Source organism: Sutcliffiella tianshenii (assembly GCF_016908565.1).
GTDB lineage: Bacteria > Bacillota > Bacilli > Bacillales > Bacillaceae_I > Sutcliffiella_A > Sutcliffiella_A tianshenii.
This window is the reverse complement of record NZ_JAFBED010000004.1, coordinates 81,176-107,368: the sequence shown is the minus strand read 5'-3', so window position 1 is coordinate 107,368 and position 26,193 is coordinate 81,176. Positions and strand designations below refer to the sequence as shown.

Genomic DNA, 26,193 nt, shown 5'->3' with positions numbered 1-26,193 from the left:
AAAGCTTCTAAAGGGAAGATGCCTTCATACATATAGGTATCTTCTTTTTTATGGATAAGGAGTCAATATTTTTACTTTTCTATTCCTACCATATAAAATGGTAATCAATGAGGAGGTGGGCCTTTGAAGCAGGATTTTGTGTTTTGGCATATGTTGTCTAGCTTGATTGTGACGCATGAATATAGAATCATACATATATCCCCCGACCATAAGGAAGTGTGGCTGGAGGGGCTGGGAAATAAACAAGCCCCGATTATACGAATGTACCGCTATGATCTCGATTGGAGCACCTGGCTGCAGCGGGATATGGAAAAAACAGCTTTTCAGGTTGCTAATTTCAGGAAACAACTAAGAAAAAGCAAGCTATCCGCAGTCAATATATATGTTTCCACCTATCCTCCGGTGGATGACTGGGAATTCAGGTTGCAGGAACCTCTGGAAAAAAACAAGGCTACAGTTAACAGTGTGGTAGTCCATGAAGGGAATCTGGAGCATTCATGCAATAGAATATCAAACCTGATTGGAAAAGAAGTGAAGGTGGAAGTGGAAAACGAAGACGAGGAAGATCTCCATCATCTAAAACAAAACGTCCTTGATGCATCCGCCCGGGCAATCAAGAAAGAAAAGGAACTATTTCAGTTTGGAAAGCCATTATTCACTTATCTATTTATTGCCGTACAAGTGATTGCCTTCTTTATACTTGAAATGAATGGGGGAAGTCAGAATACAGAGACCCTCATCCAATATGGCGCTAAATTCAACCCGCTTATACTCGAGGGGGAATGGTGGAGATTTTTTACACCCATTTTCCTCCATATAGGGGTTCTCCATCTTATGCTGAATACACTTGCCCTTTTTTATCTGGGTACTGCAGTTGAGAGGATCTATGGAAACATCCGTTTCTTATTTGTCTATCTTTTTGCAGGATTCGCAGGTTCCCTTGCAAGTTTTGTTTTTACGCCATCTATTTCAGCAGGGGCATCAGGCGCGATTTTTGGATGCTTCGGGGCGCTGCTTTTTGTGGGTATTGCCTATCCGAAGGTCTTTTTGCGCACAATGGGAATGAATATCCTCGTGTTGATCGGGGTAAATCTTACAATCGGTTTCGCGATTCCAGGCATTGATAATGCCGGGCATATCGGTGGGCTGATCGGTGGATTCCTCGCTGCGGCAATCGTTCATCTGCCTAAGCATATAAAACCTCTTCCAAGGATATTAGGCCTTCTCTTGGCGGGTGCCCTTACCTTTTATATGCTGGATTATGGATACAACAACGAAAATCCGTATACCCAAATCTCTCAAGCGGAATCGCTCCTGCAAAAGGGTGAGTATGATCAAGCATATGACATGCTAATCCCTCTTGAAGAGCAGAAGAACGAATATCCAGAAGTGCTCTTTTATCTTTCCTTTATCGATATAAAAAAAGGGAGGATAAATGATGCGGAATCTAGGCTTGTTGATGTTACTGCATTGCAGCCGGATTTTCATGAAGCACACTATAATCTGGCACTGGTTTATCTGGAATTGAAGAAAACGGAAAAAGCACTTGTTTCTATCGAGCGTGCCATAGAAATTGAACCGGATGGCGCAAATTATGAAAATCTCCGTTCAGAAATCATTCAATCCTTAGATTCTGAATGAGCTTGACGGATTCCCCTTCTCTCGTTTCGAATAATACTAGCAGGTGAGAATAGTCTTTGGAAATTAAAATCAGTGGCAGGGAACTATCTATCGGCGGGATGGTAGTCCCTGCCGCTGTTTTTATTCCCAGAAAATATTCCTTATACAAACCCTCCCAAAGTCTCCCGACAATCTCCTTTGAGCGGGTTATATCCATTCCCGGCATTCCTTTTTCCTGAAGATCTATAATCTCCTCCAGAGAGTACAAGTCATAATTCTGTACAGGGATTTCAAAGAAATCAATCGCCTTTTCCCATGCGTATTCCAGCTGCTGTTCAGTCACTTTGTCCAGGACATCTTTCCACTCGATTTGTTCCTTTGTTTTGGCATTCTTGAATGATTGCAGCGAACTGAAAGAAGAATCAATTACATATAACTGATCTTTGCTCATTTTATGGGTACTTGTGATCGATTCATCCTTATGATGGATTTCCCCATGGTGAAAGGAAAGTGCAACATAATGACTGCTGTCTTCCCCTGAATAGGTCGCATATTGTGTCAACTCGCTGCTGTTATCCTTCCAATCGGATAAAACAGCCTTCAATCTTCCGTCAGCAAATAGAAGGGAAATATCCTGTCTCAGGTAGACTGGGTCCCCTGTATTTGAAGAAACCTCCCAGTTGATGACATATTCATCGTCATCCTTTTCATTAAGAAGCTCCAAGCTTGTATCAGCTTCTTTTATCATTATGTTTGGATCGATGGGAAAGAAGATGATGCTTTCGATGACCCTTTGTTCAAAAAAGAAAAGCAAGAAGACGGTAGCTGACAATCCGAATATAAGACCAATTCCAATCATATGAAATTTTCTCATCTTGCTCCTCCAAAAATAGACTTTCTACCAATTTATGAGCTTGTCTGTTTTTTTATGAACAGATTGAGCTGTTGCCAATTAGTTTTTATAATTTGGTATTTTTTTTTCGAAAAAGTAAAAAATGTAAGAGATAGCTGCAGCGAGGAGGAACAGACGTTGACTTGGACCAAGCACACTAAAAAGATGTCAGGGAATTTTGACGAAGATATCGCATATCTGAAAAATAGATTGGCTGTAGATAAAAGCTTTGATTTGATTTTTCTTGATCTTCACTATGCAGGCAGAAAAATCGGCCTGTTTCTCGTAGATGGATTCGGAAAAGATGACATCATGCTCTTCCTGATGAAATTCCTTTCCGACTTGGAGCCCGAAGAACTGGAAGAGCATCCGCTTGATAAATTACTTCAAAAGTATATCCCTTATGTAGAATTGGGCAAAACAGACGACCTGGAGCAGGTGGTCGACCAGGTGCTTTCAGGACCGACGGCACTCGTAGTGGAAGGTGTACCTGAAGTGATCATGATCGACTCCAGGACCTATCCTGTCAGGGGTCCGGAAGAACCGGATATGGAAAGGGTCGTCCGGGGCTCAAGGGACGGATTTGTCGAGACCATCATTTTCAATTGTGCACTCATCCGCCGCAGAGTAAGAGACAGCTCTTTGCGTATGGAATATCTGCAAGTGGGACGCCGGTCAAAGACGGATATCAGTCTTTGCTATCTGGAGGAGATAGCGGACCCCCATATCGTCGAACGAATAAAGCATGCGTTAAAGAAGATTGATACGGACGGTCTGCCGATGGCGGAAAAAACACTTGAGGAATTCGTAGGGGGGAGGCATTGGAATCCATTTCCAACAGTCCGCTATACAGAAAGGCCAGATACCGCAGCTGCACATCTGTATGAAGGTCATGTACTTGTGATCGTGGACGGTTCACCAAGTGTCATCATCACACCTTGTACCTTCTGGCATCATCTCCAGCATGCAGAGGAATACCGCAACAAACCCTTGGTCGGTGCATATCTTAGGCTTGTCAGATTCCTTGCCGTGTGGGCATCACTTTTCATCTTGCCTTTATGGTATCTATTTGCCTTGAATCCGGAGCTCCTGCCAGCTCAGTTGTCCTATATCGGACCATCAGAAATGGGAACTGTACCGTTGATTGCTCAGATACTCATCATCGAGCTTGGGATGGATATGCTGAGGATGGCTGCCATCCATACACCGACCTCGCTCGGAACGGCACTAGGGCTGGTGGCAGCAATATTGATTGGTGATGTGGCGGTAAAAGTCGGATTGTTCGTACCCGAGATCATCCTCTATCTGGCCATAGCTGCAATCGGAACCTTTTCCACGCCAAGCTATGAACTCAGCCTGGCAAACCGGCTCGTCCGGATTGTCCTCATCATACTGACTGCACTATTCGGTATCCCTGGTTTCATTATCGGACTTCTTGTATTCATCCTGCTGCTTTTACGGATGCAATCCTTCAATGTGCCATATTTGTGGCCATTCATTCCTTTCAACTACCGTGGAATGAGGGATGTCTTGATCAGGGCACCGATGCCATTGAAAAATAGAAGACCCACCATCTTGCACCCGGAGGATCCTGACAGATAAAAAAGCCGACACCCCGGCTTTTTTGTTTGGTTTGGGAAGAGTATAGATTAGTTAAGTGGAGGTATGAGGGGCAAAATCTTGATGGTGAGTATTAAGTGCACAAAGATCCAAAACTTTTGGCGTTATTGTCTCTTAGCGGTGGAATGAGACCACGATATGGGCGAAAAAGAAGAATGGCGGTCTCAAGGCCAAGGATGAGACCACGATATGTGTGAAAAAGAAGAATGGCGGTCTCAAAAGACAAGGATGAGACCACGATATGGCGAAAAAGAAGAATGGCGGTCTCAAAGGCCAAGGATGAGACCACGATATGTGAGTAAAAGAAGAATGGTGGTCTAAAAAGGCAAGGGTGAGACCATGATTTTGGCGAAACAGAAGAATGGCGGTCTCAAAAGGCAAGGATGAGACCACGATTTTGGCGAAACAGAAGAATGGTGGTCTCAAAAGGCAAGGATGAGACCACGATTTTGGCGAAAAAGAAGAATGGCGGTCTCAAAGGCCAAGGATGAGACCACGATATGTGAGTAAAAGAAGAATGGCGATCTCAAAGGCCAAGGATGAGACCACGATATGTGTGAAAAAGAAGAATGGCGGTCTCAAAAGGCAAGGATGAGACCACGATATGTGTGAAAAAGTAAAATAGCGGTCTCAAAAGGCAAGGATGAGACCACGATTTTGGCGAAACAGAAGAATGGTGGTCTCAAAAGGCAAAGATGAGACCACGATAAGTGAGTAAAAGAAGAATGGCGGTCTCAAAGGTCAAGGAAGAGACCACGATATGTGTGAAAAAGTAAAATAGCGGTCTCAAAGGCCAAGGCCGGATTAAATCTAACCGCACAAGCACAACGAGGCGATTAAAAAAACAAAAGCCCCCCGTTGTATAGCTTCTCCATAAAAAGTGCACCAAAACGCTGCCTTCACATCCCACCCAAATTATTGCAAGATGGAAAATCCGTGATGCAAACATTTCAGAACGTAAATTTCAAAAGGGTAGAATGAGAACACGTAAGAATACAATGTGGTATCTAGCCTTTTCAAAATGCCATTGGTCCCAACATTGGCATGTCCTCTTTCCCGCGGTAGAACTTGACGAACGAGGCGAATCCTTTATACTAATATAGAAGAAAGCGCTCTTTTGCAGGGATAAAGGTGGAAATATGAAATCGATTCTAGAAATAAGACAGCTTTTAAAAAGATATGGTACATATATTTATACTGGCGATAAAATCGGGGACCTGGAAATGATGGAAGACGAGATAAGAGAGCTCTATCGCTCAGGTGTCCTGGATGCACAAAGCTTCGGGGCTGCTATGATGTTAATAAAACAGGAAATATCCAAACAAAGATAAAGAAAAGGTGGAAAATATGGAGAGCAAATGGTTAGTTGGCGTTGATTTAGGTGGTACAACAATTAAAATGGCATTCATCAGCCAGTATGGTGAAATCGTCCACAAGTGGGAGATCGTCACAGACATAAGTGAAAAAGGTAAGAACATTACAACCGATATCGCAAAAGCGATCGATATGAAACTGGATGAGCTTCAAGAGCCAAAATCAAAGCTTCAAGCGATCGGCATGGGTGCACCTGGTCCGGTAAATATGGCAACAGGCCTTATCTATGAAGCAGTAAACCTCGGTTGGGAGAACTATCCCCTGAAGGACCTATTGGAAGTGGAAACAGGTTTGCCTGTCGTTGTGGATAATGATGCCAACCTGGCAGCGATAGGAGAAATGTGGAAGGGTGCCGGAGAAGGCTCGAAGGACTTGATCTGTGTCACTCTTGGTACAGGCGTCGGCGGAGGCATCATCACCCATGGGGATGTCGTCCACGGGATTAACGGAGCCGGCGGGGAAATCGGTCACATCACAGTCATTCCCCAAGGCGGGGCTCAATGTAACTGTGGTAAAACCGGTTGTCTTGAGACAATCGCATCTGCAACAGGAATTGTCCGTACAGCTAGCGGGCTAGTGGAGGAACATCCTGATAGCAGGCTTGCCAAAGTGGCAAAAGAAGAAGGTCTAACGGCAAAAGTGGTATTTGAACTTGCGAATGAGGGAGAAGAAGTTGCTTCAATGGTTGTCCACTCGGTGACCGCACAATTAGGACTTGTACTAGCCAACCTGGCAAATGCACTGAATCCTGAAAAAATAGTCATCGGCGGCGGAGTGTCCCGTGCTGGGGAATCATTATTAAGACCTTTGCGCGAGCACTTCGATCAATTCCTTTTCCCAAGAACAAAAGTCGGCGTTCAAATTGCGACTGCAACTTTGGGTAATGATGCAGGAGTGATCGGAGCTGCTTATCTGGCAAAAACAAAAATATAATAAATTCCGTTTATGTCTTTCGTAAAAAGGGTAAACACCTAAGAAAGAAGCGGAATAGCGGTGAAAAGAAGGCTTCTTTTGTAAGTCTTCTTTTTTATTTGAAAATTCTAAATATATAAACTTTGAAAAAGATGAAACTTTTATGCTTGTTCAACGTCTATGTATATAGTGAGTTGAATAGCCTAGATACTACTATTCTATCAATCCCGTTTTTTCAGAGTATTAATTATCCATTGATTTTTTGTTAAAAAAGTTTTAAGATATGTCGTAGTCATTTTTTATTAAAACAAAAACAACAGATATAATTTCTAAAGATAATGAAGAAGATAAATAAAAGAGCTTCCCTGTCTTTCGTTATAAGGAGGTAAAAAGATGAAGCAAGCTTTTAAATCTAAAGTCCCTTTTATCCTGATCGCAGTTGTCCTGCTTTGGATAAAAACCTATATCGTATATAAAACAGCATTTAACATTACCATTGAATCCGTTAAACAAGAATTTATCCTATTTATCAATCCATTGAGCTTTATATTGCTGATAGCCGGCATCGCGCTCTTCTTTGGCGAAAAGGGTGCCAAGCGATATTTAATCATTACAAGCTTTATCATTTCATTTGTACTTTATGCAAATGCGGTATACTACCGATTCTTCAACGATTTCATCACGATTCCATTATTGTTCCAATCAGGTAACATGAGTGATCTTGGTGGAAGTATCACAGGGTTAATGTATGCAGCGGACTTATTGATGTTCCTTGATGTAGTGATCCTTATCGTACTTGCCAAATGGACTCCAGCATTCGTAAGCTTTGCAACATGGCGTCCAAAGGTAAGAAAAATGTATTTCCTATCCATAGTAGGTATCTTCCTATTCAATCTAGGATTGGCGGAAACAGAAAGACCGCAGCTATTGACGCGTACATTCGACCGCGAAATCCTTGTGAAAAACCTTGGAACTTACAACTATCACGTGTATGATGCAGTACTTCAATCAAAGACACGCGCACAGCGTGCATTGGCCGATGGAAGTGAATTGGCTGAGATCCAGAACTATATCAATGCTAAGTACAAAGCTCCCAATGACGACTTCTACGGGATTGCGGAAGGTAAAAACGTCATTGTCGTAAAAATGGAATCCTTGCAGAGCTTCGTCATCGATCAAGAGATCAATGGGAAGCCTGTAACGCCATTCTTAAATGAAATTAAAGATCAAAGTTATTATTTCAGCAATTTTTTCCATCAGACAGGGCAAGGTAAAACATCTGATTCAGAGTTCATTTTAGATAATTCATTATATCCTGTTGGTCGTGGTGCAGTGTTCTTTACACATGGTACAAATGACTTCCATACTGCAACACCGAATGTTTTAAAGGAAAAAGGTTATAATCCAGTAGTCTTCCATGCGAACAACAAAAGCTTCTGGAACCGTGACGTCATGTATGACGCATTAGGCTATGAAACGTTCTATGATGTGGATAGCTATGATGTAACCGAGGAAAACTCAGTAGGATGGGGACTCAAAGATAAGGAATTCTTTGAACAATCCGTTCCTTATATGAAAGAAATGGATAAACCATTCTATGCAAAAATGATCACACTAACAAATCACTTCCCATTCGTATTGGATGAAGAAGATCGACAAGTTGATGAGTTCGATTCGAACAGTCGTACTTTAAACAGATATTTCCCTACAGCCAATTACTTGGATCAGTCCATCAAGCACCTTTTTGATGAACTGAAAGCCGCTGGACTGTATGAAAACTCTGTTATCATCATGTACGGAGACCATTATGGTATTTCAGAAAATCATAATGATGCAATGGAGCAGTATCTAGGCAAGGAAATCCGTCCTTTTGAAAACGCTCAGTTACAGCGTGTACCGATGATTGTACACATTCCAGGCGTAACAGATAAGAATCCAAAGGAATTTGATACGGTAAGCGGTCAAGTCGACCTTAAGCCTACCATCAAACATTTACTTGGAATGGAAACGAAGAATGATATCCAGTTTGGTGAAGACTTGTTCTCTGAAGATCGCAGCGATTTTGTAGTATTCCGTGACGGAAGCTTCGTTACTGATGAAGTTATCTACACAAAAAATGCTTGCTATGATAAAGAGTCTGAGGAAGAAGTCGAGCAGGAAGCATGTGAACCTTACATGGAAAAAGCCAAAAAAGAACTTCAATACTCCGATCAGATCATCTATGGAGACCTATTGAGATTCTATGATGGCACTTCCATCCAAATGGATCAAACAAAAATCAAAGAATAACGTAAATCAGACCCCGATGAAGCGCATTTGCTTTGTCGGGGTTTTTTCTATTTCAACATGGTCATCATTTCGCAAGAACTGTTCTACCTCCAGTCTGGCCCACATACAGTAATAGAAAAACCTAGTGGCTATTTCGACAAGGACCGGATGGTGACGGACAGTGATTAAAAAAGATGCAAATAACAATTGTACAATAAAGCACGGAATGAATCCCTTGAAGGTGAAGCCAAGGACAGGGGATTCAATCTGGTATTACAGCCGGCTCTTCGGTGTAAGGATGGAACTATTAAAACAGGCAAATAATGAGTTGGATGAAAAAAACCTTACACAGGACTCAGAAGTTGGGATTGCAGGGTTTGTAAGGGAAGCGTATGAAGTTAAAAAGGGAGATACTGCTTTTAGTATTGCTCGCAGTCTTCATATCGGATTGGACGCCCTATATTTAGTGAATCATAAAAAGGATTTAACCATGTTATACACAGGTGATACAATTGACATCCCACGTAGATTGACGAGCCGTATCGTAGACCCTTCACGTAAATATGATTCCAGTGTTTTTAAAGAGGATTTGGATTGCTTGAAAGTTGTTTATCCTTTTCTGGAGTGTTCCACAATCGGACAATCTGTCATGGGTAAGCAAATCCACCACCTCAAGATTGGGAAAGGAAAAAAGAAAATCCATTGGAATGGTAGCTTTCATGCAAACGAATGGATTACAAGCTCGGTGATCATGACCTTTTTAAATGACTATCTGCTGGCGCTGACAAATAATATGCCTATGAGGGGGGTGCCGGTTTATCCTTTATTCGAACAGGTTACCTTATCCATCGTACCGATGGTAAACCCTGATGGAGTGGACCTGGTCCTTTCCGGGCCAACAAAGGATGACTTTTACAATAAGGAGGTTGAGGTGATCAATCGTGACCATCCGGATTTTACAGGTTGGAAGGCCAATATACGTGGAGTGGATTTGAATAATCAATTTCCGGCGAAGTGGGAGATTGAAAAGGAGCGCAAAGAGCCAAAAGCCCCTGCACCGCGGGACTACCCAGGCGATAATCCGTTGACGGAACCCGAAGTGATTGCAATGGCGGAGCTTGCGAAACGGGAAAACTTCGATATGGTTGTAGCGTTTCATACACAAGGGGAAGAGTTTTACTGGGGCTATGAAGGATTCGAACCGGATGAAGCGGAAAGGATGGCTGTGGAGTTTGAACGGGTCAGCACCTATAAGAGTGTGCGTTATGTGGACAGTCATGCCGGTTTTAAGGATTGGTTTATCCAGGAGTTTAAGAAACCAGGATTTACACTAGAGCTTGGAAAAGGGATCAACCCATTGCCGCTCTCCCAATTTGGAAATATCTATCAGAAGGTGTACGGTATTTGTCTCGCATCTCTCTATATATAGTGCCTTTTTTCGACAGCGTGTCCCTATATGGAGGATCCGCTTTTTTCTTTTTTAAAAATTTATTTATTTTTCATCCCTTTTTACACTTGTTTTGAAACTATTAGTGCCTCATAATCGTAATAGAAGAAAAGGAAAATATAGGGGGGCTGGAATGAAAAAAAGAATGATTTTCTTAAGTTTAATGTTTAGTCTTCTTATTGGATGCCAGCCGTCTGAGAATCCAAAAGAAGTTGTGGATCCCTCACCAATATCCGAAGAAGAAGTAAGCGATAAAGAAAAACCGGTTTCCTATTCCATTGAGGACATCCAACAAATTGAAGCTCCATTCGATTCATTCGGTGCTGTCGTGGAATGGCTTAATGATGAAACTGTATTATATATTATGGAGGCATCAGGAAAGAATGAAGTGCATGCCTTCAACGTCCTATCAGGAGAAAGTACCCTGTTTTTTACCTCTGATTCACCAATTCTGACTGTGGAAGCCAACAGCACCTATGACTTGTTTGCCATCCAGACGGCACCTTCCTATACAGAAGGACATTTAAGTGTTGTGGATGCCTCTGGAAATCTTGTCGGCAATTGGGAGTTTCCTGAATCTCAAGATTTAGTCTATTCTTGGAATCCTTACACAAACAAACATATCGCCGTATCCTCCTTTCATGAAGATTGGACATTTGAAGGGTACGTGCTTGATATCTTTTCCAAAGAAATGACTAGCGAAAATTTCACCAATCCATTTGTTCAATGGCTTGGTGAGAGCAAAGTCGGCTATATTAATTGGGATCAAGATGAACCATCGTTATCTGCTCCTTTGCTTTCGTATGATGTAAGGACAGGTAATTCGGAAATGCTTATGGATAATGTGATCATGTACACTGCTTTTTCTGACTTCGTGATGACCATGACCAGGGATATGGAAGATGAAATGGTGGCAGAATACAGTTTTCTTGATATTCTCAACTTTAGTAATGTGCATCAATTCAAGGCACCCCTTGTATCCATGTACTCCAATTATGTGACTCCGTTTTATGAATTTGTCAGCACCACCAACGAATTTTTCACATTTATTCCTACTAGTAGTGGGGCAGTGGAAGGCCTATCGGCTTCGTTCCAATTCATTTCCTTTGGACTTGATAAGGGGGAAAAGGAAATCCTGCTAGAAAATCTGGAAAACAAACCAATCAAATTTTCTCCAAACGGCCAATTTTGCCTTTATGGATTTCAACTGGAGCAACTGATTTTCATTCCGGAAAAAGAAATGATAGACTTAGTTGAATATTCGTAATGAGGAGGGTGAGTCATTTTGGCAATAGTGGACGTAACCGTCATTCCAATTGGAACAGACGGCCCAAGTGTAAGTGATTATGTAGCGGAAATCCAGGATATTTTGGAGAGCTATAAAGAAGAAGGAAAAATCAACTATCAGCTGACTCCTATGAGCACGATCATAGAAGGAGATTTGCCTGATCTATTTAACGTAATCCAGGCAATACATGAATCGCCTTTTCAAAAGGGGTTGCAACGTGTGGCAACCAATATTCGTATTGATGACCGGCGTGATAAAAAGGTTCACATGCAGGATAAACTGGCTGCCGTCGCAGCAAAAAGGGCACAACGCTAAACAAAAGCCTGGCAATATGCCAGGCTTTTTTATGTTCAGGAACAGGGAAATAATATCATGTCGTCTGAGAATATCCATTATAATGAGACTGGGCGTTTTAGCTTTCCACACCCGTTACACCGTGAGCATTTTTTCATGATAGGCAGGATCCCGAGTTTTTTCTTTCCGGACCCATTACAAATCCCACAAACTGTTTTGACCGACAATCTTTTTTCACACCCCTCTCTTACAAAATGAATTAGTCCATGCTCTAATTTTGTATAAGATACTCCGGATTTATACATTGTCCCATCATTTCTACATATAGTATCAGTATATTCGGAGGGAGTATAAAAGGTTTGCCAAAAAAAGAGTACTCCGCATAATTTGCGAAGTACTCTTTTTTTACCATTCAATTAGTGGGCTACTGGGTAACCGGAAGTGATCAGGGTAGCTACCGTAAACGCTCCGAATACAACAACTGTACCTAAAGCGAATAGCAGTGCTAGGAAGTTCTTCTCACGTAAAGAACGAACGATAGCAAATAAACACAATATCGTTACTAGACCAAAGATAATGACTAATGGCATGTTAACGCTCCTTTCGGAATCATTTCATATTCATAAGAAATGGCGATAAAAAAGTATGTAATAAGACATTACACTCTTTTTATATTTTAAATCTTTTCCCACTATTTGTCGAGGTCCAAAAATGACACTTCTATGTCATATGATTTTGCAACCTTGAGGATGTATTCCCTGCTTTCTTTATCAATGAAGTACAGCTTTTTATATTGTTCCTCCACGGCGATGATTGATTCATCCATTTGTATGAGGGCCATGTTGATATCGTCCACTTTCCCGCTATTGATATGAAAAGCAGCTGTCATCGCCTGATACAGATAATGGTTTTCCTTTTCCGAGACAAACCCATAGTCGGTGAAAAGTGTGGACGGGGCAGGGTTTTCCAAGAATGACAGTATGTAGGTTTCTTCTAGCAGGCATCGATCAGCCAACAGGTTCTTGACAAGCTTGGCTTCCATTGCGGAATCGGTGATCAATAGATTATCGTCCACATCAAAGATGCTCGCTGTGTGTTTAATTTGCAACAAAAGATTCTGAAAGTATTGTGGTGTATCATCGGTGCATTGTATTTCCAATCCAAACATCGACTTCATAGGCACGTATCCTTTCGATTCTCAAGGTTCTTTCTATAGTGTAAAATAGTTGGGTAGATACTTCAAGAAAGGTGTGAATAAAAAATGAAATGGATGCAGCTTCCGCTTGGCCCATTACAGACCAATGCGTACTTACTGATCAATTCAAAAAGAGAGTGCTTGGTTATCGACCCTGGCAGTGAGGGGGAAGCATTGATTCAATACATAGAAGAAAAGGGCTGGACACCATTAGCCGTATTATTGACACATGCACACTTTGATCATATCGGGGCAGTGGATTCGGTACGTGATCATTGGAAGGTTCCTGTCTATTTGCATAAAAAAGAGAAAAACTGGCTCATGGATCCAAGCCTCAACGGCTCGCAATTCTTTCAATTAGGTGCAATCACCGCAAAACCTGCCGATATATTGATACAAGAGGAAGGCAATCTCATCATATCCGATTTTACCCTTGAGGTTTTATTTACTCCAGGCCATTCTCCGGGAAGTGTGAGTTTTTACCATGAGGAGAGCAAAGTTGTTTTTGCGGGGGATGCGCTTTTTGCAGGCAGCATCGGCCGTACAGATCTGCCAGGCGGTGATCACAATAGGCTGATCAAAAGTATTCATGATAAGCTTCTTGTATTGCCTGAGGAGACGACAGTCCTATCAGGGCACGGTATGACTACCACCATCGAACGAGAAATGGATAGTAATCCTTTCCTGAACGGCTTTTGATCATGGTTCCGGATTTCCTAATAAAAAAAATAAAAAATGTACCAGGCTGTAAAATAAGCTATGCCACCTATATGAATGAAGTCCTATACAATCAGGAGTTCGGCTATTACATGAAAAAGAAGGACAAGGTCGGTGCAAAAGGGGATTTTCTGACATCAAGCAATGTTTCGGATATATACGGTAGGGTATTTGCCGGGGTATTCCTCGCTTATTTTAAACAAAATGCCCTTGCTCCCGTCATTTGTGAAATCGGTGGGGGGACTGGAAGGTTTGCCAAGCAGCTGTTGGAGGAAATGAAGCTCCTGGATGAGGAGTTCTATCGTACAGTAGCTTATAACATGGTAGAGACCAGTCCTTATCATCAACAAAAACAAAAAGAGACTTTAGCAGGGGAGTACAATATTTCTTTCTATTCATCACTGGATGAGCTGCCTGAAAAGCAGATGGAAGGAATCATTTTTTCAAATGAGCTGTTTGATGCCTTTCCTGTCCATGTGGTGGAAAAACGGGAAGGGAAGCTGGTTGAGGTATTTGTCACATTGGGTGATGATGGTGAGTTGAGGGAAACGATAGACAGTCCCTCTTCGCAATCAATCCTGACTTATCTGAAAAGCTTCAAACTGGAACTGAAGGAGGGGCAGCGTATCGAGATTCCGTTGGCAATGATGGAGTATGCAAAGAAACTGTCCTTCTTTCTCGCAAAAGGGTCCATTATCACGGTGGATTATGGCTATACCTTCAATGAGCTGATGCGTCCTGAACACTGTGAAGGCAGCTTAAGAGGCTATTATGACCATAAGATGATCAGAAACCCGCTTCTCCACCCGAGTGAGATGGATCTGACGGCACACATCCACCTGGATGCATTGAATCACGCTTTAACAGAAGGGGACATGACTGCAGTATGTACAAAGCACCAAGGGGAATTCCTCGTATCAGCGGGGATCCTGGAATACTTGCAGGATAATTATGATCCCAACCCTTTTTCCCAGCGGAGCAAAAGAAATAGGGCGATAAGAAGTTTAATTATGGATTCAGGCTGGAGTCATTCCTTTCATGTCCTGATCCACGAAAAAAATGACAGTGGTTCATGGGCAGGTATTGTCGATGACAAAGAAAAAAAGCGATGACATGAGTCATCGCTTTTTGTGATGGCAAAGGGCCTATGGCTTAATGTCCGCCAGTTTCAGCACCGGGTACCATCATAAATGTTGTCCAATACGTAAAGCCTACGAAGAAAATTGTTAAATATGCACCAAAGATATAAATGTACATACGTTCAGATAGCTTTAAGTAACTTAATAAAATGAAGAATACCGTTTGTCCAAAGAATAGTAAAGACGTTTGAGTCATGTGTCCAAGGTAGAACATAACAGCAAATATCCCTGTCCAGAAACCCATTACACGGTACATACGATCCATATGTATCCCCTCCTTACGCACTTATCCATATGCTTGTCACTTACTTATTATAATGTACCAATACTTTACTTGTAAATAAGCGTTTGTTTCTAGTTTGTGACGATTACATAATAAATACATTTTTCGCTACTTATCTATATATTATACAACACTTCAATCAATCAACTATACAAATATTGATTAGTTCACATACTTCTATTGCCTTTCTGGACAGGGGATAAACCTTGTAAAAGTAATGACGAAAAATAAATTAAACAAAACACTGTACAAAAGTTATACAAATAATGTACAATGAATTTAACAAAGAAAACCACTGTACGAATAAAATTAATCAGGAGGTAGTCGTGATGAATGAAATCATATTTTACAGCTATCCAAGTTGTACATCATGTCGTAAGACAAAAAAGTGGCTTACCAGCAATAATGTCAATTTTCGCGAAAAGCACATATTCAGAGAAACGCCATCCTATGAAGATATGATGAAAATCCTTTCCTTAACGACAGAAGGAATCGATGAAATACTTGCAACCAGAAGCCAGACGTTCAAGGATCTTGGAGTAGATGTAAATGAACTGTCCCTTTCTGAATTAATCAAACTCATGATTGAAGAGCCCAAACTACTTAGAAGGCCGATTATCACGAACGGACATAAATTGATTGTGGGCTACAATGAATCAGGGCTGCAGAAGATCGCGAAGAAAAAGGCGAAGCACGAATTAAAGCAATCAGTATCCTAATAGTATGGCTAAAGCCTAATATCTGCATAAGACTTATTCCTAAAGGGTGAATAAGTCTTTTTATTATGCTTTTTTTCACTGGACGCTACTTTATCCCCATTTACCTTTATATAAGAGGTGAAAGGGGGTGAGAACATGGCGGAAGTAACAATTGAAAATTCCCAATTGCGTCTTGTATATGAGCTTGGGGACGATGAGAATGGCAAGATGCAGTTCCGTACGAAGAATTACAACAACATCAAGGTGGCTGCTACTGCAGACGGACTTTTGGCAGCTGGGTTTGCCATTTCGGGCTTACAGAACACACCGGTTTCGTATGTCAAACGTAACGATCTTCAACATTTAGGTTAACCACTATCACACTAAAGGAAAGGAGGAACGGGAATGTTCACTTTGGAATTGTATTTCTTGAATGAGGAAGAAAAATCCGTAAAAATCTCGGTCGATGATCCCCGTGCGGATGTGACGGGTGAAGAGTTGGCAATTGCGATGGCTTCCATCATCGCGGCTGACGTTTTCACTTCAAGTGGCGGGAACCTTGTTTCAGCTGTTGGAGCGAAAGTCATCGAGCGCAACGTGACAGAAATCGAAATAGCTTAGTCAATCCACGGGGAGGGTCTACATTTGTAGGCCCTTTCTTTTACAGTTTACAGAAAGGAGGATGCTCAATGGAACAATGGTGGACGTGGATCAGTGAGGTAGGGTTTCCTATCGTTGTGACGTTTTATTTGCTGCATCGAATCGAGCAAAGGCTTGAGCAGGTATCAAAAACCTTGCAACAGTTACCATATCAAATGACTTTCCACACGCAACCGAAACGGAGTACGAAATAAGCTGATAGGCCAAGAAGGCGGTGGGAATCGCTTTCTGGCCTTTTTCTTATTTGAAAATATTTTTGCCTTTCTGCTGCATTTCGATAATAATATAGGGTAGAGACTATAGAGGAATGTAAAAAGGATGATGAAGGTATGAAAAAAAATAAAATTGTTTTTACTGGTGGGGGATCTGCCGGGCACGTTACACCGAACATTGCCATTATGAATAAGCTGAAGGCTAAAGGCTGGGACATCACATATATCGGATCTAGAAAAGGCATTGAGGAGGATATCATTACAAAAGAAAATATCCCCTTTCATGGCATCTCAAGCGGAAAGCTTAGAAGATACTTCGACTGGAAGAACTTTTCTGATCCATTGAAAATAATGAAAGGTGCCATGGAGGCATATTTCATTCTCAGAAAGGAAAAACCAAGAGTTGTATTTTCCAAAGGTGGATTTGTGACGGTTCCGGTGGTGGTTGCAGCGAAAATGCTGAAGATACCGGTCATCATTCATGAATCGGATATCACACCAGGCTTAGCAAATAAAATTGCAACCAAATTTGCCACCAAGGTTTTCGTTACATTCGATGAAACCTTGAAGCATTTCCCTTCCGATCGTGTGCTTTTCACTGGTTCTCCGATACGGGAAGAGCTATTCAAGGGCAGAGAGGCGGAAGGGAGAGCGTGGCTGGGATTCCATGAGCCAAAGCCGATCCTTACGATAATGGGTGGAAGCTTGGGAGCGAAGAAAATTAATGAAACTGTGAGGAAAATCCTTCCGACCTTAACGGCCAGCTTTCAAATTGTCCATATTTGCGGGAAAGGGAATGTAGATCAAAGCTTCCAAAATAAAAAAGGCTATAAGCAATTCGAATATATTTCCGATGAACTGCCTGATATCTTGGCAGCCTCACAGTATATTATTTCAAGGGCGGGAGCAAATTCCATCTTTGAATTTCTCGCACTGCGCAAGCCGATGCTCCTCATTCCACTTTCCCGGGCAGCGAGCAGGGGAGATCAGATACTCAATGCAAATTCCTTTGAGAAAAAGGGGTTTGCCAAAGTATTGTTGGAAGAGGAACTGAATGAAACATCACTTAGCGCCAAAATACAGGAATTGCAGAAGGAAAAAGAAGTCCTTGTAGGTAACATGGAGAAGGACAGTGCACCAAACACACTTGAAATCATCCTATCTGAAATAATCAAGATAGCTAAATAACAGACACGGAACAATCCTTTGCAGCGACCTCTGCTATGGATTGTTTTTTTGTAAGGATTTTATCGGTTTGGGGTAAACTACGCAGAGATTAAAATGAAAGATGGCGATTCTATTGAAAAAGCAAACATTAAAGCTATTTACAATATCCCTCATTGCATTTGTCATTATCGTATCGGTGCTATTGTATTTTTTCTCGGAACGCTTCACAAGGTCCTGGATTCCCATCGATCATGGCTTTGGGGATACAGTTGCGCTTTCTCCCGATGATGAAAAAATAGTTTTTCCTTTCTACCAAAGTGGTGATGGGGCACTTTATCAAGCCAATCTTGATGGGACCGAGGTTGTGCAGCTGACATACCCAAGGCAGAATGAGAGTCATGTTCATCCAAGATATTCAAAAAGCGGAGAGAAGCTTTTATTCTTATCGCAAGAGAAAACAGCTGAAAGCTTGAATCAGTCGCTGTATATCATGAATAAGGATGGTAGTGATCTCACAAGGATATCGGAAAATCAAGAGCTTATCATTGATGCCATTTTTTCCGAAGATGACCAATTGATCTATTATCTGGGGGCGAAAGAATACAATAGTGAAGGTGTCGGTCCAAAGGAGGGCCCGGTTAACGTGGATTTATATTCCATATCGGTAACGGGGGGGAACAAAGAACGATTGACGAAAACGGAAAGCCTAAAGAAACGAAGCTTGTCCATTACTGATGATGGAAAAAGAATAGGTTATGTCCAGGTGGATGAAGGGGAAGAAGGAAAAACGGCCTCCAGTTTCTTTGTATACGATAAAGAAAAGAAGGCAGCAAATATGGTAAAGCCGAGTAGTACCGTCACCTCTGAACATATATACAGCGGGAGGATTTCACCTGATGGATCTCTTATCGCATTTTCTGCCGGCAGTGCAAATCCGCGTAAAAAATCGCAAACCATCTATGAGCTTTATACGATGGACGTAAATGGGAATCAAGTGGAACCTGTCACAAGCTTCCGGACATTCATAACTGAACCCACATTTTTCCGAGAGTCCAATCGGGTACTGTTTATTCAAGACCAAAGCTGGACAAAAGGCCAAGCCAACTTCAAGCTATGGGCCTTGGATCTTAATGGAGAAAGGATAAAATCCATCACCCTGCAGATGCCACAATTCTCAGGAACGGCACTTTGACCTGAGGGTATTGCTTCAATTAAGCCTTCCTGATGTGATAAAGTAGAAATAGAGAAAAATAAAGGAATGAGTAGGATGAAGCGTATTAATTTAGCTTTTTGGATTGGGTTATTCATTTTTGGCGGTCTCATACTTCAGACTTTCCTGCAACTCGAGTTGAAAAAGCATGGCTGGGACACCAGGATGGAGGCGCTAGGATTTATTTCGATATCGGCCATCCTCTATCTTATCTGTGTCATTCTCTATCAGAAAGGTGCCAGGTTCATTACCTATGTTTTACTATTTTTAATCGGGGTCACAGCTACAATCCTTGCCGTTATGGCTCCGATGCTTTTTCAGGCATACTAGTTTATGTGAGGGCACAAAGGATCTGTGTTTTGGGGATTCCTGTGTCTTTTTATATTTTGACGTGAAAATGTTGGTTAATATGAACACTTGTCTATACACATGGGAATAGCCTTTCATACTATGTAGTATCACTTGCGGGAAGGAGTGTGGATAGATGAGTGGAAGTTATGGTAACAACTTTGTATTGATTTTAGTATTGTTTATCTTACTAGTGATTGTAGGTAAATCTTTCTACTAAAATTCTGCAAAAAAACAGGAAAGGTCTCATGGACCTTTCCTGTCTTTATCTTTACTATCCATAAAGCTATTGAATCATAGGCAATAGATAAGAAATGATAAACCAGATAATACCGAAGAAAATTACCAAGTACGCAGTATATTTGATAAATGTGGATGCAACTAAGCCTCTATCCTCTTTTGTTTCTCTTTTTTCCACTCTGACATCTTTGTCTTCGTACATGCTCATCCTCATCCTTTCTTCACTGTTTCATGTATATGGTATATATACCCTGAAAAAAAGCACATAAACCTGACAGGCCTTTTTACCTCATTAGTGGAACCAAAAGATGATGGAAAATAGAACTTGGGAAAGTGTATAATGAAAAAGGTGAATTAAAAACGGTTTTTGGACATCACTTTCCCAACAAGGACTTTGTGTTTATTTTTTCAGGAAACCTTTATAATAAAAGAAACACAAGTCAAACCACTTCCTTGAATAAAAGAAGTGACACCGACAAAAAAGACTATCTATGTTAATAGGAGTATAGTATGAAAAATAAATGGCTACGGCTTTTGCCATTAATCTATCTGGGTTTTGGAATCCTTTGGGTTACACTGACTGATTATTGGCTGTACAGCCTGAGGCAAAACAATAATCTGGTAATTGCAGAATATGTCAACCTTTTAAAAGGCTGGGTATTCATCCTCATAACAGCTGTACTTATATATCTGATCATTAAAAAGCATGAGGCATTGAAGCAACTCGAACAGAAAGAACATGAGCTTTTGACGCTCATCAATAATATGCCGGACTTTGTCTGCTTCAAAGATGGAGAAGGCAGGTGGCTGCTGGCCAATCAATATGGGCTTTCCTTATATGAACTGCAAGATGTCGATTATAAAGGGAAAACGGACCTGGAACTTGGCGAATACTCTCCTCATTTCAAAGAAGCGTTTGCCTATTGCACCGATACAGACGAGCAAACATGGAAAGAGGGTAAACTCACCCGGGACGAGGAATCCTTTGTGATTCCGTGTGGAGAATGGAAGACTTTTGATGTCATCAAAGTCCCACTGTTTTACCCTGACGGGAACAGAAGGGCACTTGTTACCATCGGAAGGGATATTTCATCTTTGAAAAAGGCCGAACAATTGCTTGTTACTAAGGAAAAACTGTCGGTAGTAGGGGAACTGTCCGCTGGTATTGCCCATGAAATAAAAAATCCGTTGACTGCGATTAAGGGGTTCATCCAGCTTATCCAGAAATCAGGAAAAACAAACAAGGACCATGTCAATCTGGTATTGTCCGAGATTGATCGAATCAATGATATTGTCAGTGAAATGCTGATACTCTCCAAGCCGCACACTAAGAAATTGGTGGTTTTCCCGATTATCGAAGCGGTACAGTATGTCATTGATCTTGTGAGCAATGAATCACTGAAAAACAATATACATATCAAATTGAATGATCTTGATGAATCAACCCTCGTAAAGGGCGATATAAACGGGTTGAAGCAGGTATTCCTCAACCTCATCAAAAATGCAATGGAGGCAATGCCGAGCGGCGGCATAATCGATATTTCTTCCCATGAAACTACGGAAGGTTATGTAACGGTTAAAATCCGTGATAATGGGATTGGTATAAGTGAGGCAAACCAGAAGCTGCTCGGACACGCATTTTTTACATCCAAGGAAAAAGGGATGGGCCTAGGTTTAACGATAACTTATAAAATCATCCAGGAGCATGATGGTCACCTTGCTATTGAAAGCAAGGAAGGCGAAGGAACTATTGTGACTCTATCTCTACCGAAATCATAAAAAATGTGCGTTTGATAGAAGATAGATGACCAAGCAGTTTATGAGAACTAACATAGAATGTATGGTGTACAACTTCCTTCTCCTTTCGTACACGCAAGACCTTTGGGACAGAAAATTTTCTGTCCTTTTTTTTATGAAGATAAGAAATTCAGGAAAAAAAGGGTAATAATAAAATGCTGATATAAAAGAAAATGAATCGACAAATAAGGGGGATTTTTATGGGTAAATCAATGGTTTATGATCTGATAGGGGTAGGCATTGGCCCTTTCAACTTAGGATTGGCTGCGCTTTTGGACACATGCAAGGGCATTGAGACATTATTCTTTGATAAAGAGGAAGGGTTCAACTGGCATCCGGGAATGCTGATTGAGCAGTCAGATCTGCAGGTCCCTTTCATTGCGGACCTTGTTACCTTTGCCGACCCCACCAGTAAATACAGCTTTTTGAACTATGTACATAAACAGGATAGAATGTACCAGTTTTATTTTTTCCGGCGATTTGATATTCCACGCCGGGAATACAATCTCTATGCCAGATGGGTCGCGGAACAATTGTCTCACTGTCATTTCGGAAAAGAAGTGATAGATGTTACGGAGGATGAGCATTCAGGAGAAAACGTGTACCGTGTCACAGTAAGGGATACGGGTTCAGGTGAAAGGCAATCCTACTTTTCACGGCATATTGTCCTTGGCACAGGGAGTGTTCCTTTTATTCCTGAGAAATTGAAGGGTGACGGGAACTTTGTGGTGCATACCAGCGAATACCTTCCGCATGCCAAAGATATCAAGGACTCCCGCTCTGTCGTAGTTGTAGGGTCCGGTCAGAGCGCCGCAGAGGTCTTTTATGAGCTGCTGGAAGATCAAAAGCATCATGACTATACGTTAACCTGGTATACGAGGGCAGCAACCATATCCCAATTGGAAATGGCGAAGCTTGGCCAGGAAGTATTTTCGCCGGATTATGTCCGTTATTTCCATGGATTGGACTATAAACAAAGAAAGGAGGCCCTCAAGAGGCTGGATACTGTCCGCAATGGTGTTGATAAAGAGACTTTAGTAAGAATATACGATCTGCTCTATAATAGATCGGTGGAAGGCAGGGATAAGAAGATAACGATACAGCCTTTGACAGAGGTCGAAGAAATAAAAGGCAATGGAAGCGAAATGGAGCTGACCTGCCTGCAATGGGAAAAACAGGAACGCTTTACCAGAAAAGCGGAAAAGGTGGTACTGGCCACAGGATACAAACCGCATATACCCGGCTGGATCTGGGACAAGAAGGAAGACCTTGTCTGGGAAAGTGATAAGGAGTTTATGGTGGATGAATGTTTCAGGCTTGTATGGAAGGAAGATCGGTATCACCATATCTTCGTTTCCACGAATCTTGAGCATAGTCATGGTACCGCCGCAACCAACCTGAGTCTTGCCGTGATGAGAAATCAGATGATCATAAATGAGATCGCGAAAGAGGAAATCTATCCTATCACAAAAGATGCGGTGTTTCAGCAATTCATGCCCGATGTGGAAATCTAAGTTTATTAAGATGATGGACGGGTACCTTATCTATGTAATCAATAGATGAAGGAGTCGATGAATATGAGTAAAAAAATTGCGATAGTGATGACCGATATGTTCGAGGATTCAGAGTACACGGAGCCGGCAAAGGCATTCAAGGAAGCGGGACACAGCCTGACTGTCATTGAAAAATCGAAAGGGGAAACCTTGACGGGTAAAACCGATGATACAGAGGTGACATCGGATGCCGGGATTGACGATGTGAAACCGGAGGATTTTGACGCTTTGTTCATACCAGGGGGGTTCTCGCCTGATATATTAAGAGCCGATGACCGTTTCGTCACCTTTGCCAAAGCCTTCATGGATGATCAAAAGCCTGTTTTTGCAATCTGCCATGGTCCACAACTGCTGATAACAGCGGAGGCTTTGAAGGGAAGGGATATTACGGGCTACACTTCCATTAAGGTGGACCTGAAAAATGCCGGAGCGAATTTCCATGATGAGGAAGTTGTCGTATGCCACGATCAGCTGGTCTCAAGCAGGACTCCTGACGACCTTCCAGCGTTCATCCGGGAATCTTTGAAGCTATTGAAATAAAAGATTAACGCCAGGCCATCATTTAGGTCTGGTATTTTTTTTGAGAAAAATAAAAATCTTGCAGGAATTGCTCGAGATTTGTAGAAATCATAGGAGCAAGAAAAAATAGGAGAGGAGAATATTACCGTTAAATAAATGTATCGAGGTGAAAAATGAATATTGAACACAAGTGTGAAGAGCTTGTACGTCAAGCACTGAAGCTTCGCGTGTCAGACATCCACATGAAACCTTTGGAATCTTCTGCAACCCTCATGTTCAGGGTCGATCACTACCTTTATGAACAGGAGGAAATATCACTCGACATCTATGAAAGAATGGTTTCCCACCTTAAATTCCAGGCATCAATGGACATTGGGGAAACAAGAAAACCGCAAAACGGCTCATTGACCCTCACCATTGACTCCAATCAGATCAACCTCAGACTCTCAACCCTGCCAACTCTATACAATGAAAGCCTAGTCATTCGCATACTCCCGCAGGACACCTATTACCCATTGAAATACATGACCCTATTTCCCAACTCCACCACCAAGCTTCTTTCCTTAATGAAACACTCCCATGGATTGATCATTTTTACTGGTCCAACTGGTTGAGAACGTGGGGGTAACATAATATAATTACCTATAGGAAGGTGATTATATTGCTATTCAACAACGAAAACATAAAACACGTTGCAGTATATTTACGCTTAAGTCGTGATGAAGAAAATCAAGGAATTGAACAAGTATTAGCTAACCACCGTCAAGCGTTAATTAGTTTATGTAAAGAAAATAATTGGTCATATGAGTTGTTTGAAGAAGTAGCCTCAAGTAGGAATATCGAAGATCGTGAAGAAATGGTTAAGTTATTGCTTAAGTTACAAGAAAAACATTTTGATGCTGTGGTGGTAATGGATATAGATAGACTTTCTAGGAACGAATTCGATTCAAGTGTAATAAAGAAAATATTATTTGAAACGGAAACATACATAGTTACACCATATCGGTTATACGATTTAACTCGAGATGATGATAGTTTATTATTAGGTATAACTAGTCTTATTGCAAGTGGGGAATATAAGCAAATCCTCAAGCGTATGCAAAGAGGAAAGAAGTTTGCCCAACAGCAAGGTCTGTGGACAGATGGCATAGCACCGTTAGGGTATACCAAAGACCCAAAGACAAGAAAGCTTTTTCCTAATGAACGTGCTAAAGATGTTCAGTTTATTTTTTCTGAGATAGTTAAAGGTACAACAATTCCTAAACTATTGAAAACACTAAGTAGCATGGGAATAAAAACAAGGCAAGGTTATGAGTTTAAGTACAACAGTATCCAGCGTATTATAAATAATGACGCTTATAAAGGAACTATTGCCAGTAATAAAACTATTGGTCGTTATCAGCTGAGACCAAAAGAAGAGTGGATAATTGTTCATAATGCACACCCCCCAATTGTGGATGAGGATACATGGGAAAAAGCTAATAAGATCGTAAACGAGTATTCATTTAAAGCACCGAGAAGTAAAAATAGAATATATCCTACAAGTAACCTTGTTTTTTGTGCTAATTGCGGAAAGGTACAAGGTAACAACTACCATTCTCATATTGATAAATTTTATATTAAGCATTGTAAGTGCGGTAACAGGGGTTTTTACTACAACCCTGTCCTAGCTATGATTAAGGAAGAAGTATTAGCTTACAAAGAACCTCTTTTAAAAGCACTAGAAACACTGGAAGATACTCAACAAGAAGATACCACTCAGTTTAAGAAGGACAAGCTTATTAGGCAGTTAAATAAGGCTAAGAAAGCTTTGGAAAAAATCCTTATAATGTTTGAAGAAGATGAAATAAATATCGTTACATATAGGGAACGAAAAGCTATAAGGCAGGAAGAAATAAAGCTAATTGAGGAAGAAATAGTAAGGGTAGAAAATGAAGATAAGTCCGTTAAAATAAATGATCTTAAAGAACAGATAGCTGCTATAGATAGCCTAGTAGGGAAATGGCATTTCCTTGACGGAGAAGGCTACTCAGACGAAAAGATAAACCGTTTATTACATGGTTTAATTAGCGGGATTTTTTGGTCTTACAAAAAAGGTGCGGAATCACCAAAGTTAATCATAAGGTTCAAAGAGGAATAATCGTTTTGATTATTCTTTTTTGTTGGACAAAAATAAAAACCCCCCTAACAGCTAAATGCCATTAGAGGGGGACAGAGAGATACACTGTTGCTACTGTTAAAAGGTATTAACTTAGTATCTATAAACACCAGCTATTAACTGGTGACATTATTTAATTAAGGTTATATTGCTTACGCCATGTCATTTCGCTTACGCTTCATGCCATGTATTATATACAGTATTTATTACTAGTATTCTAGCTAAGATATATTAGTTAATCTTTTTAGTATTAGTGACGAAGTCACCAGCGAAGCTGTATATCTTTTAAGTATTTATTATCTATAGAACAGTTATATATAATCTATTATCAGTTTTCTACAGTATATAGTTTGGCAAATAGTACCCATTTACAGGTTCTTTTTGAAATTATTTTTAGTAATTTTTTGTAAAACGCTAGAACCCTTGAGGCTGTAAGGTTAATGACGTTCACAACTTAGACACAATTAGCAAAAAGTTTGTCCTGAGAACCTGTATAGACTTTTGCCATTTTGTTTAGCAGCGGAATAGGGATTATTAAATCGTTTGTTAATCACAACATATTGTGACTTTGCTTGTGATTAT

Annotated in this window: 27 protein-coding genes and 1 pseudogene; 23 read left to right on the top strand and 5 right to left on the bottom strand. The window is 41.0% G+C overall.

Going from position 1 to position 26,193, the window contains the following annotated elements:
- The first annotated feature begins 123 nt into the window (after positions 1–123).
- Positions 124–1,641 carry a rhomboid family protein gene (locus tag JOC95_RS10090; protein WP_239582832.1) on the top strand — a complete coding sequence of 506 codons (1,518 nt, stop codon included), beginning with the start codon at positions 124–126 and terminating at the stop codon, positions 1,639–1,641.
- Here JOC95_RS10090 and JOC95_RS10085 read toward each other — a convergent pair.
- Positions 1,616–2,494, bottom strand: coding sequence for a hypothetical protein (locus tag JOC95_RS10085; protein WP_204415778.1), 879 nt, complete (start codon positions 2,492–2,494; stop codon positions 1,616–1,618). The genes JOC95_RS10090 and JOC95_RS10085 overlap by 26 nt on opposite strands.
- Positions 2,495–2,677: 183 nt before the next feature.
- On the opposite strand from JOC95_RS10085, the gene JOC95_RS10080 reads away from it, so the two are divergent.
- The 7 genes from JOC95_RS10080 (at position 2,678) to JOC95_RS10050 (ending at position 11,736) form a co-directional block, all read left to right on the top strand.
- Entirely contained in the window at positions 2,678–4,114 is a 1,437-nt protein-coding gene (locus tag JOC95_RS10080) for a spore germination protein (RefSeq protein ID WP_204416413.1), read from the top strand.
- Between the two features lie 1,157 nt (positions 4,115–5,271).
- On the top strand, positions 5,272–5,463 hold the full coding sequence (locus JOC95_RS10075; RefSeq protein ID WP_204415776.1) for a YqgQ family protein: 192 nt from the start codon (positions 5,272–5,274) through the stop codon (positions 5,461–5,463).
- Between the two features lie 16 nt (positions 5,464–5,479).
- Entirely contained in the window at positions 5,480–6,439 is a 960-nt protein-coding gene (locus tag JOC95_RS10070) for an ROK family glucokinase (RefSeq protein WP_204415774.1), read from the top strand.
- 372 nt (positions 6,440–6,811) lie between these two features.
- Positions 6,812–8,707 (top strand): LTA synthase family protein, encoded by a 1,896-nt coding sequence (locus tag JOC95_RS10065; protein WP_204415765.1) that lies wholly within the window; start codon positions 6,812–6,814, stop codon positions 8,705–8,707.
- Between the two features lie 160 nt (positions 8,708–8,867).
- Positions 8,868–10,115 (top strand): M14 family metallopeptidase, encoded by a 1,248-nt coding sequence (locus tag JOC95_RS10060; protein ID WP_338083085.1) that lies wholly within the window; start codon positions 8,868–8,870, stop codon positions 10,113–10,115.
- A 151-nt stretch (positions 10,116–10,266) separates the two neighbouring features.
- The gene (locus JOC95_RS10055) at positions 10,267–11,400 is read left to right on the top strand and encodes a YqgU-like beta propeller domain-containing protein (protein ID WP_204415763.1); all 1,134 of its coding nucleotides are present in this window, start codon (positions 10,267–10,269) and stop codon (positions 11,398–11,400) included.
- Between the two features lie 18 nt (positions 11,401–11,418).
- Positions 11,419–11,736, top strand: a complete 318-nt coding sequence (locus JOC95_RS10050) for an MTH1187 family thiamine-binding protein (RefSeq protein WP_204415761.1) — start codon at positions 11,419–11,421, stop codon at positions 11,734–11,736.
- A 395-nt stretch (positions 11,737–12,131) separates the two neighbouring features.
- On the opposite strand, the gene JOC95_RS10045 is transcribed toward JOC95_RS10050, so the two are convergent.
- A complete protein-coding gene (locus JOC95_RS10045) occupies positions 12,132–12,305 on the bottom strand; it encodes a DUF2759 domain-containing protein (RefSeq protein ID WP_204415759.1) in 174 nt (57 codons plus the stop codon).
- Positions 12,306–12,406: 101 nt separating this feature from the next.
- Positions 12,407–12,892, bottom strand: a complete 486-nt coding sequence (locus JOC95_RS10040) for a hypothetical protein (protein ID WP_204415757.1) — start codon at positions 12,890–12,892, stop codon at positions 12,407–12,409.
- Positions 12,893–12,976: 84 nt separating this feature from the next.
- On the opposite strand from JOC95_RS10040, the gene JOC95_RS10035 reads away from it, so the two are divergent.
- Together JOC95_RS10035 and JOC95_RS10030 are read left to right on the top strand one after the other, a co-directional pair.
- Entirely contained in the window at positions 12,977–13,609 is a 633-nt protein-coding gene (locus tag JOC95_RS10035; protein ID WP_204415755.1) for an MBL fold metallo-hydrolase, read from the top strand.
- Between the two features lie 2 nt (positions 13,610–13,611).
- Positions 13,612–14,739 carry a class I SAM-dependent methyltransferase gene (locus JOC95_RS10030; protein WP_204415752.1) on the top strand — a complete coding sequence of 376 codons (1,128 nt, stop codon included), beginning with the start codon at positions 13,612–13,614 and terminating at the stop codon, positions 14,737–14,739.
- Positions 14,740–14,779: 40 nt separating this feature from the next.
- On the opposite strand, the gene JOC95_RS10025 is transcribed toward JOC95_RS10030, so the two are convergent.
- Positions 14,780–15,031, bottom strand: a complete 252-nt coding sequence (locus JOC95_RS10025) for a DUF2626 domain-containing protein (RefSeq protein WP_204415750.1) — start codon at positions 15,029–15,031, stop codon at positions 14,780–14,782.
- 347 nt (positions 15,032–15,378) lie between these two features.
- On the opposite strand from JOC95_RS10025, the gene JOC95_RS10020 reads away from it, so the two are divergent.
- The 8 genes from JOC95_RS10020 to JOC95_RS21685 all read left to right on the top strand — a co-directional run bounded on the left by JOC95_RS10020 (position 15,379) and on the right by JOC95_RS21685 (position 19,564).
- Positions 15,379–15,768: a Spx/MgsR family RNA polymerase-binding regulatory protein gene (locus tag JOC95_RS10020; RefSeq protein ID WP_239582830.1), complete on the top strand. Its 390-nt coding sequence runs from the start codon at positions 15,379–15,381 to the stop codon at positions 15,766–15,768.
- A gap of 135 nt (positions 15,769–15,903) precedes the next feature.
- A complete protein-coding gene (locus JOC95_RS10015; protein ID WP_204415746.1) occupies positions 15,904–16,119 on the top strand; it encodes a DUF1659 domain-containing protein in 216 nt (71 codons plus the stop codon).
- A 33-nt stretch (positions 16,120–16,152) separates the two neighbouring features.
- Positions 16,153–16,368 (top strand): DUF2922 domain-containing protein, encoded by a 216-nt coding sequence (locus tag JOC95_RS10010; protein ID WP_204415744.1) that lies wholly within the window; start codon positions 16,153–16,155, stop codon positions 16,366–16,368.
- A gap of 68 nt (positions 16,369–16,436) precedes the next feature.
- Positions 16,437–16,601: a YvrJ family protein gene (locus JOC95_RS10005; protein ID WP_204415742.1), complete on the top strand. Its 165-nt coding sequence runs from the start codon at positions 16,437–16,439 to the stop codon at positions 16,599–16,601.
- A gap of 135 nt (positions 16,602–16,736) precedes the next feature.
- On the top strand, positions 16,737–17,807 hold the full coding sequence (locus JOC95_RS10000; protein ID WP_204415740.1) for an undecaprenyldiphospho-muramoylpentapeptide beta-N-acetylglucosaminyltransferase: 1,071 nt from the start codon (positions 16,737–16,739) through the stop codon (positions 17,805–17,807).
- A gap of 112 nt (positions 17,808–17,919) precedes the next feature.
- Complete coding sequence (locus JOC95_RS09995) at positions 17,920–18,978, top strand: TolB family protein (protein WP_204415737.1); 1,059 nt, start codon at positions 17,920–17,922, stop codon at positions 18,976–18,978.
- Between the two features lie 75 nt (positions 18,979–19,053).
- Positions 19,054–19,326, top strand: a complete 273-nt coding sequence (locus tag JOC95_RS09990) for a hypothetical protein (RefSeq protein ID WP_204415735.1) — start codon at positions 19,054–19,056, stop codon at positions 19,324–19,326.
- Between the two features lie 154 nt (positions 19,327–19,480).
- The gene (locus JOC95_RS21685; RefSeq protein WP_078379727.1) at positions 19,481–19,564 is read left to right on the top strand and encodes a YjcZ family sporulation protein; all 84 of its coding nucleotides are present in this window, start codon (positions 19,481–19,483) and stop codon (positions 19,562–19,564) included.
- A 66-nt stretch (positions 19,565–19,630) separates the two neighbouring features.
- Here JOC95_RS21685 and JOC95_RS09980 read toward each other — a convergent pair whose 3' ends face one another.
- The gene (locus JOC95_RS09980) at positions 19,631–19,786 is read right to left on the bottom strand and encodes a hypothetical protein (RefSeq protein WP_204415733.1); all 156 of its coding nucleotides are present in this window, start codon (positions 19,784–19,786) and stop codon (positions 19,631–19,633) included.
- 308 nt (positions 19,787–20,094) lie between these two features.
- Between JOC95_RS09980 and JOC95_RS09975 the strand changes: the two genes are divergently transcribed.
- From JOC95_RS09975 to JOC95_RS09955, 5 genes and pseudogenes are all read left to right on the top strand, one after another.
- Complete coding sequence (locus tag JOC95_RS09975; RefSeq protein ID WP_204415730.1) at positions 20,095–21,363, top strand: ATP-binding protein; 1,269 nt, start codon at positions 20,095–20,097, stop codon at positions 21,361–21,363.
- A 218-nt stretch (positions 21,364–21,581) separates the two neighbouring features.
- Positions 21,582–22,895, top strand: a complete 1,314-nt coding sequence (locus JOC95_RS09970; protein ID WP_204415728.1) for a lysine N(6)-hydroxylase/L-ornithine N(5)-oxygenase family protein — start codon at positions 21,582–21,584, stop codon at positions 22,893–22,895.
- Positions 22,896–22,958: 63 nt separating this feature from the next.
- A complete protein-coding gene (locus tag JOC95_RS09965) occupies positions 22,959–23,474 on the top strand; it encodes a type 1 glutamine amidotransferase domain-containing protein (RefSeq protein WP_204415726.1) in 516 nt (171 codons plus the stop codon).
- Positions 23,475–23,626: 152 nt separating this feature from the next.
- Positions 23,627–24,064 (top strand): annotated as a pseudogene (locus JOC95_RS09960) (ATPase, T2SS/T4P/T4SS family); the annotation flags it as partial.
- 50 nt (positions 24,065–24,114) lie between these two features.
- Complete coding sequence (locus JOC95_RS09955; protein ID WP_204415722.1) at positions 24,115–25,593, top strand: recombinase family protein; 1,479 nt, start codon at positions 24,115–24,117, stop codon at positions 25,591–25,593.
- The last annotated feature ends 600 nt before the right edge of the window (positions 25,594–26,193 follow it).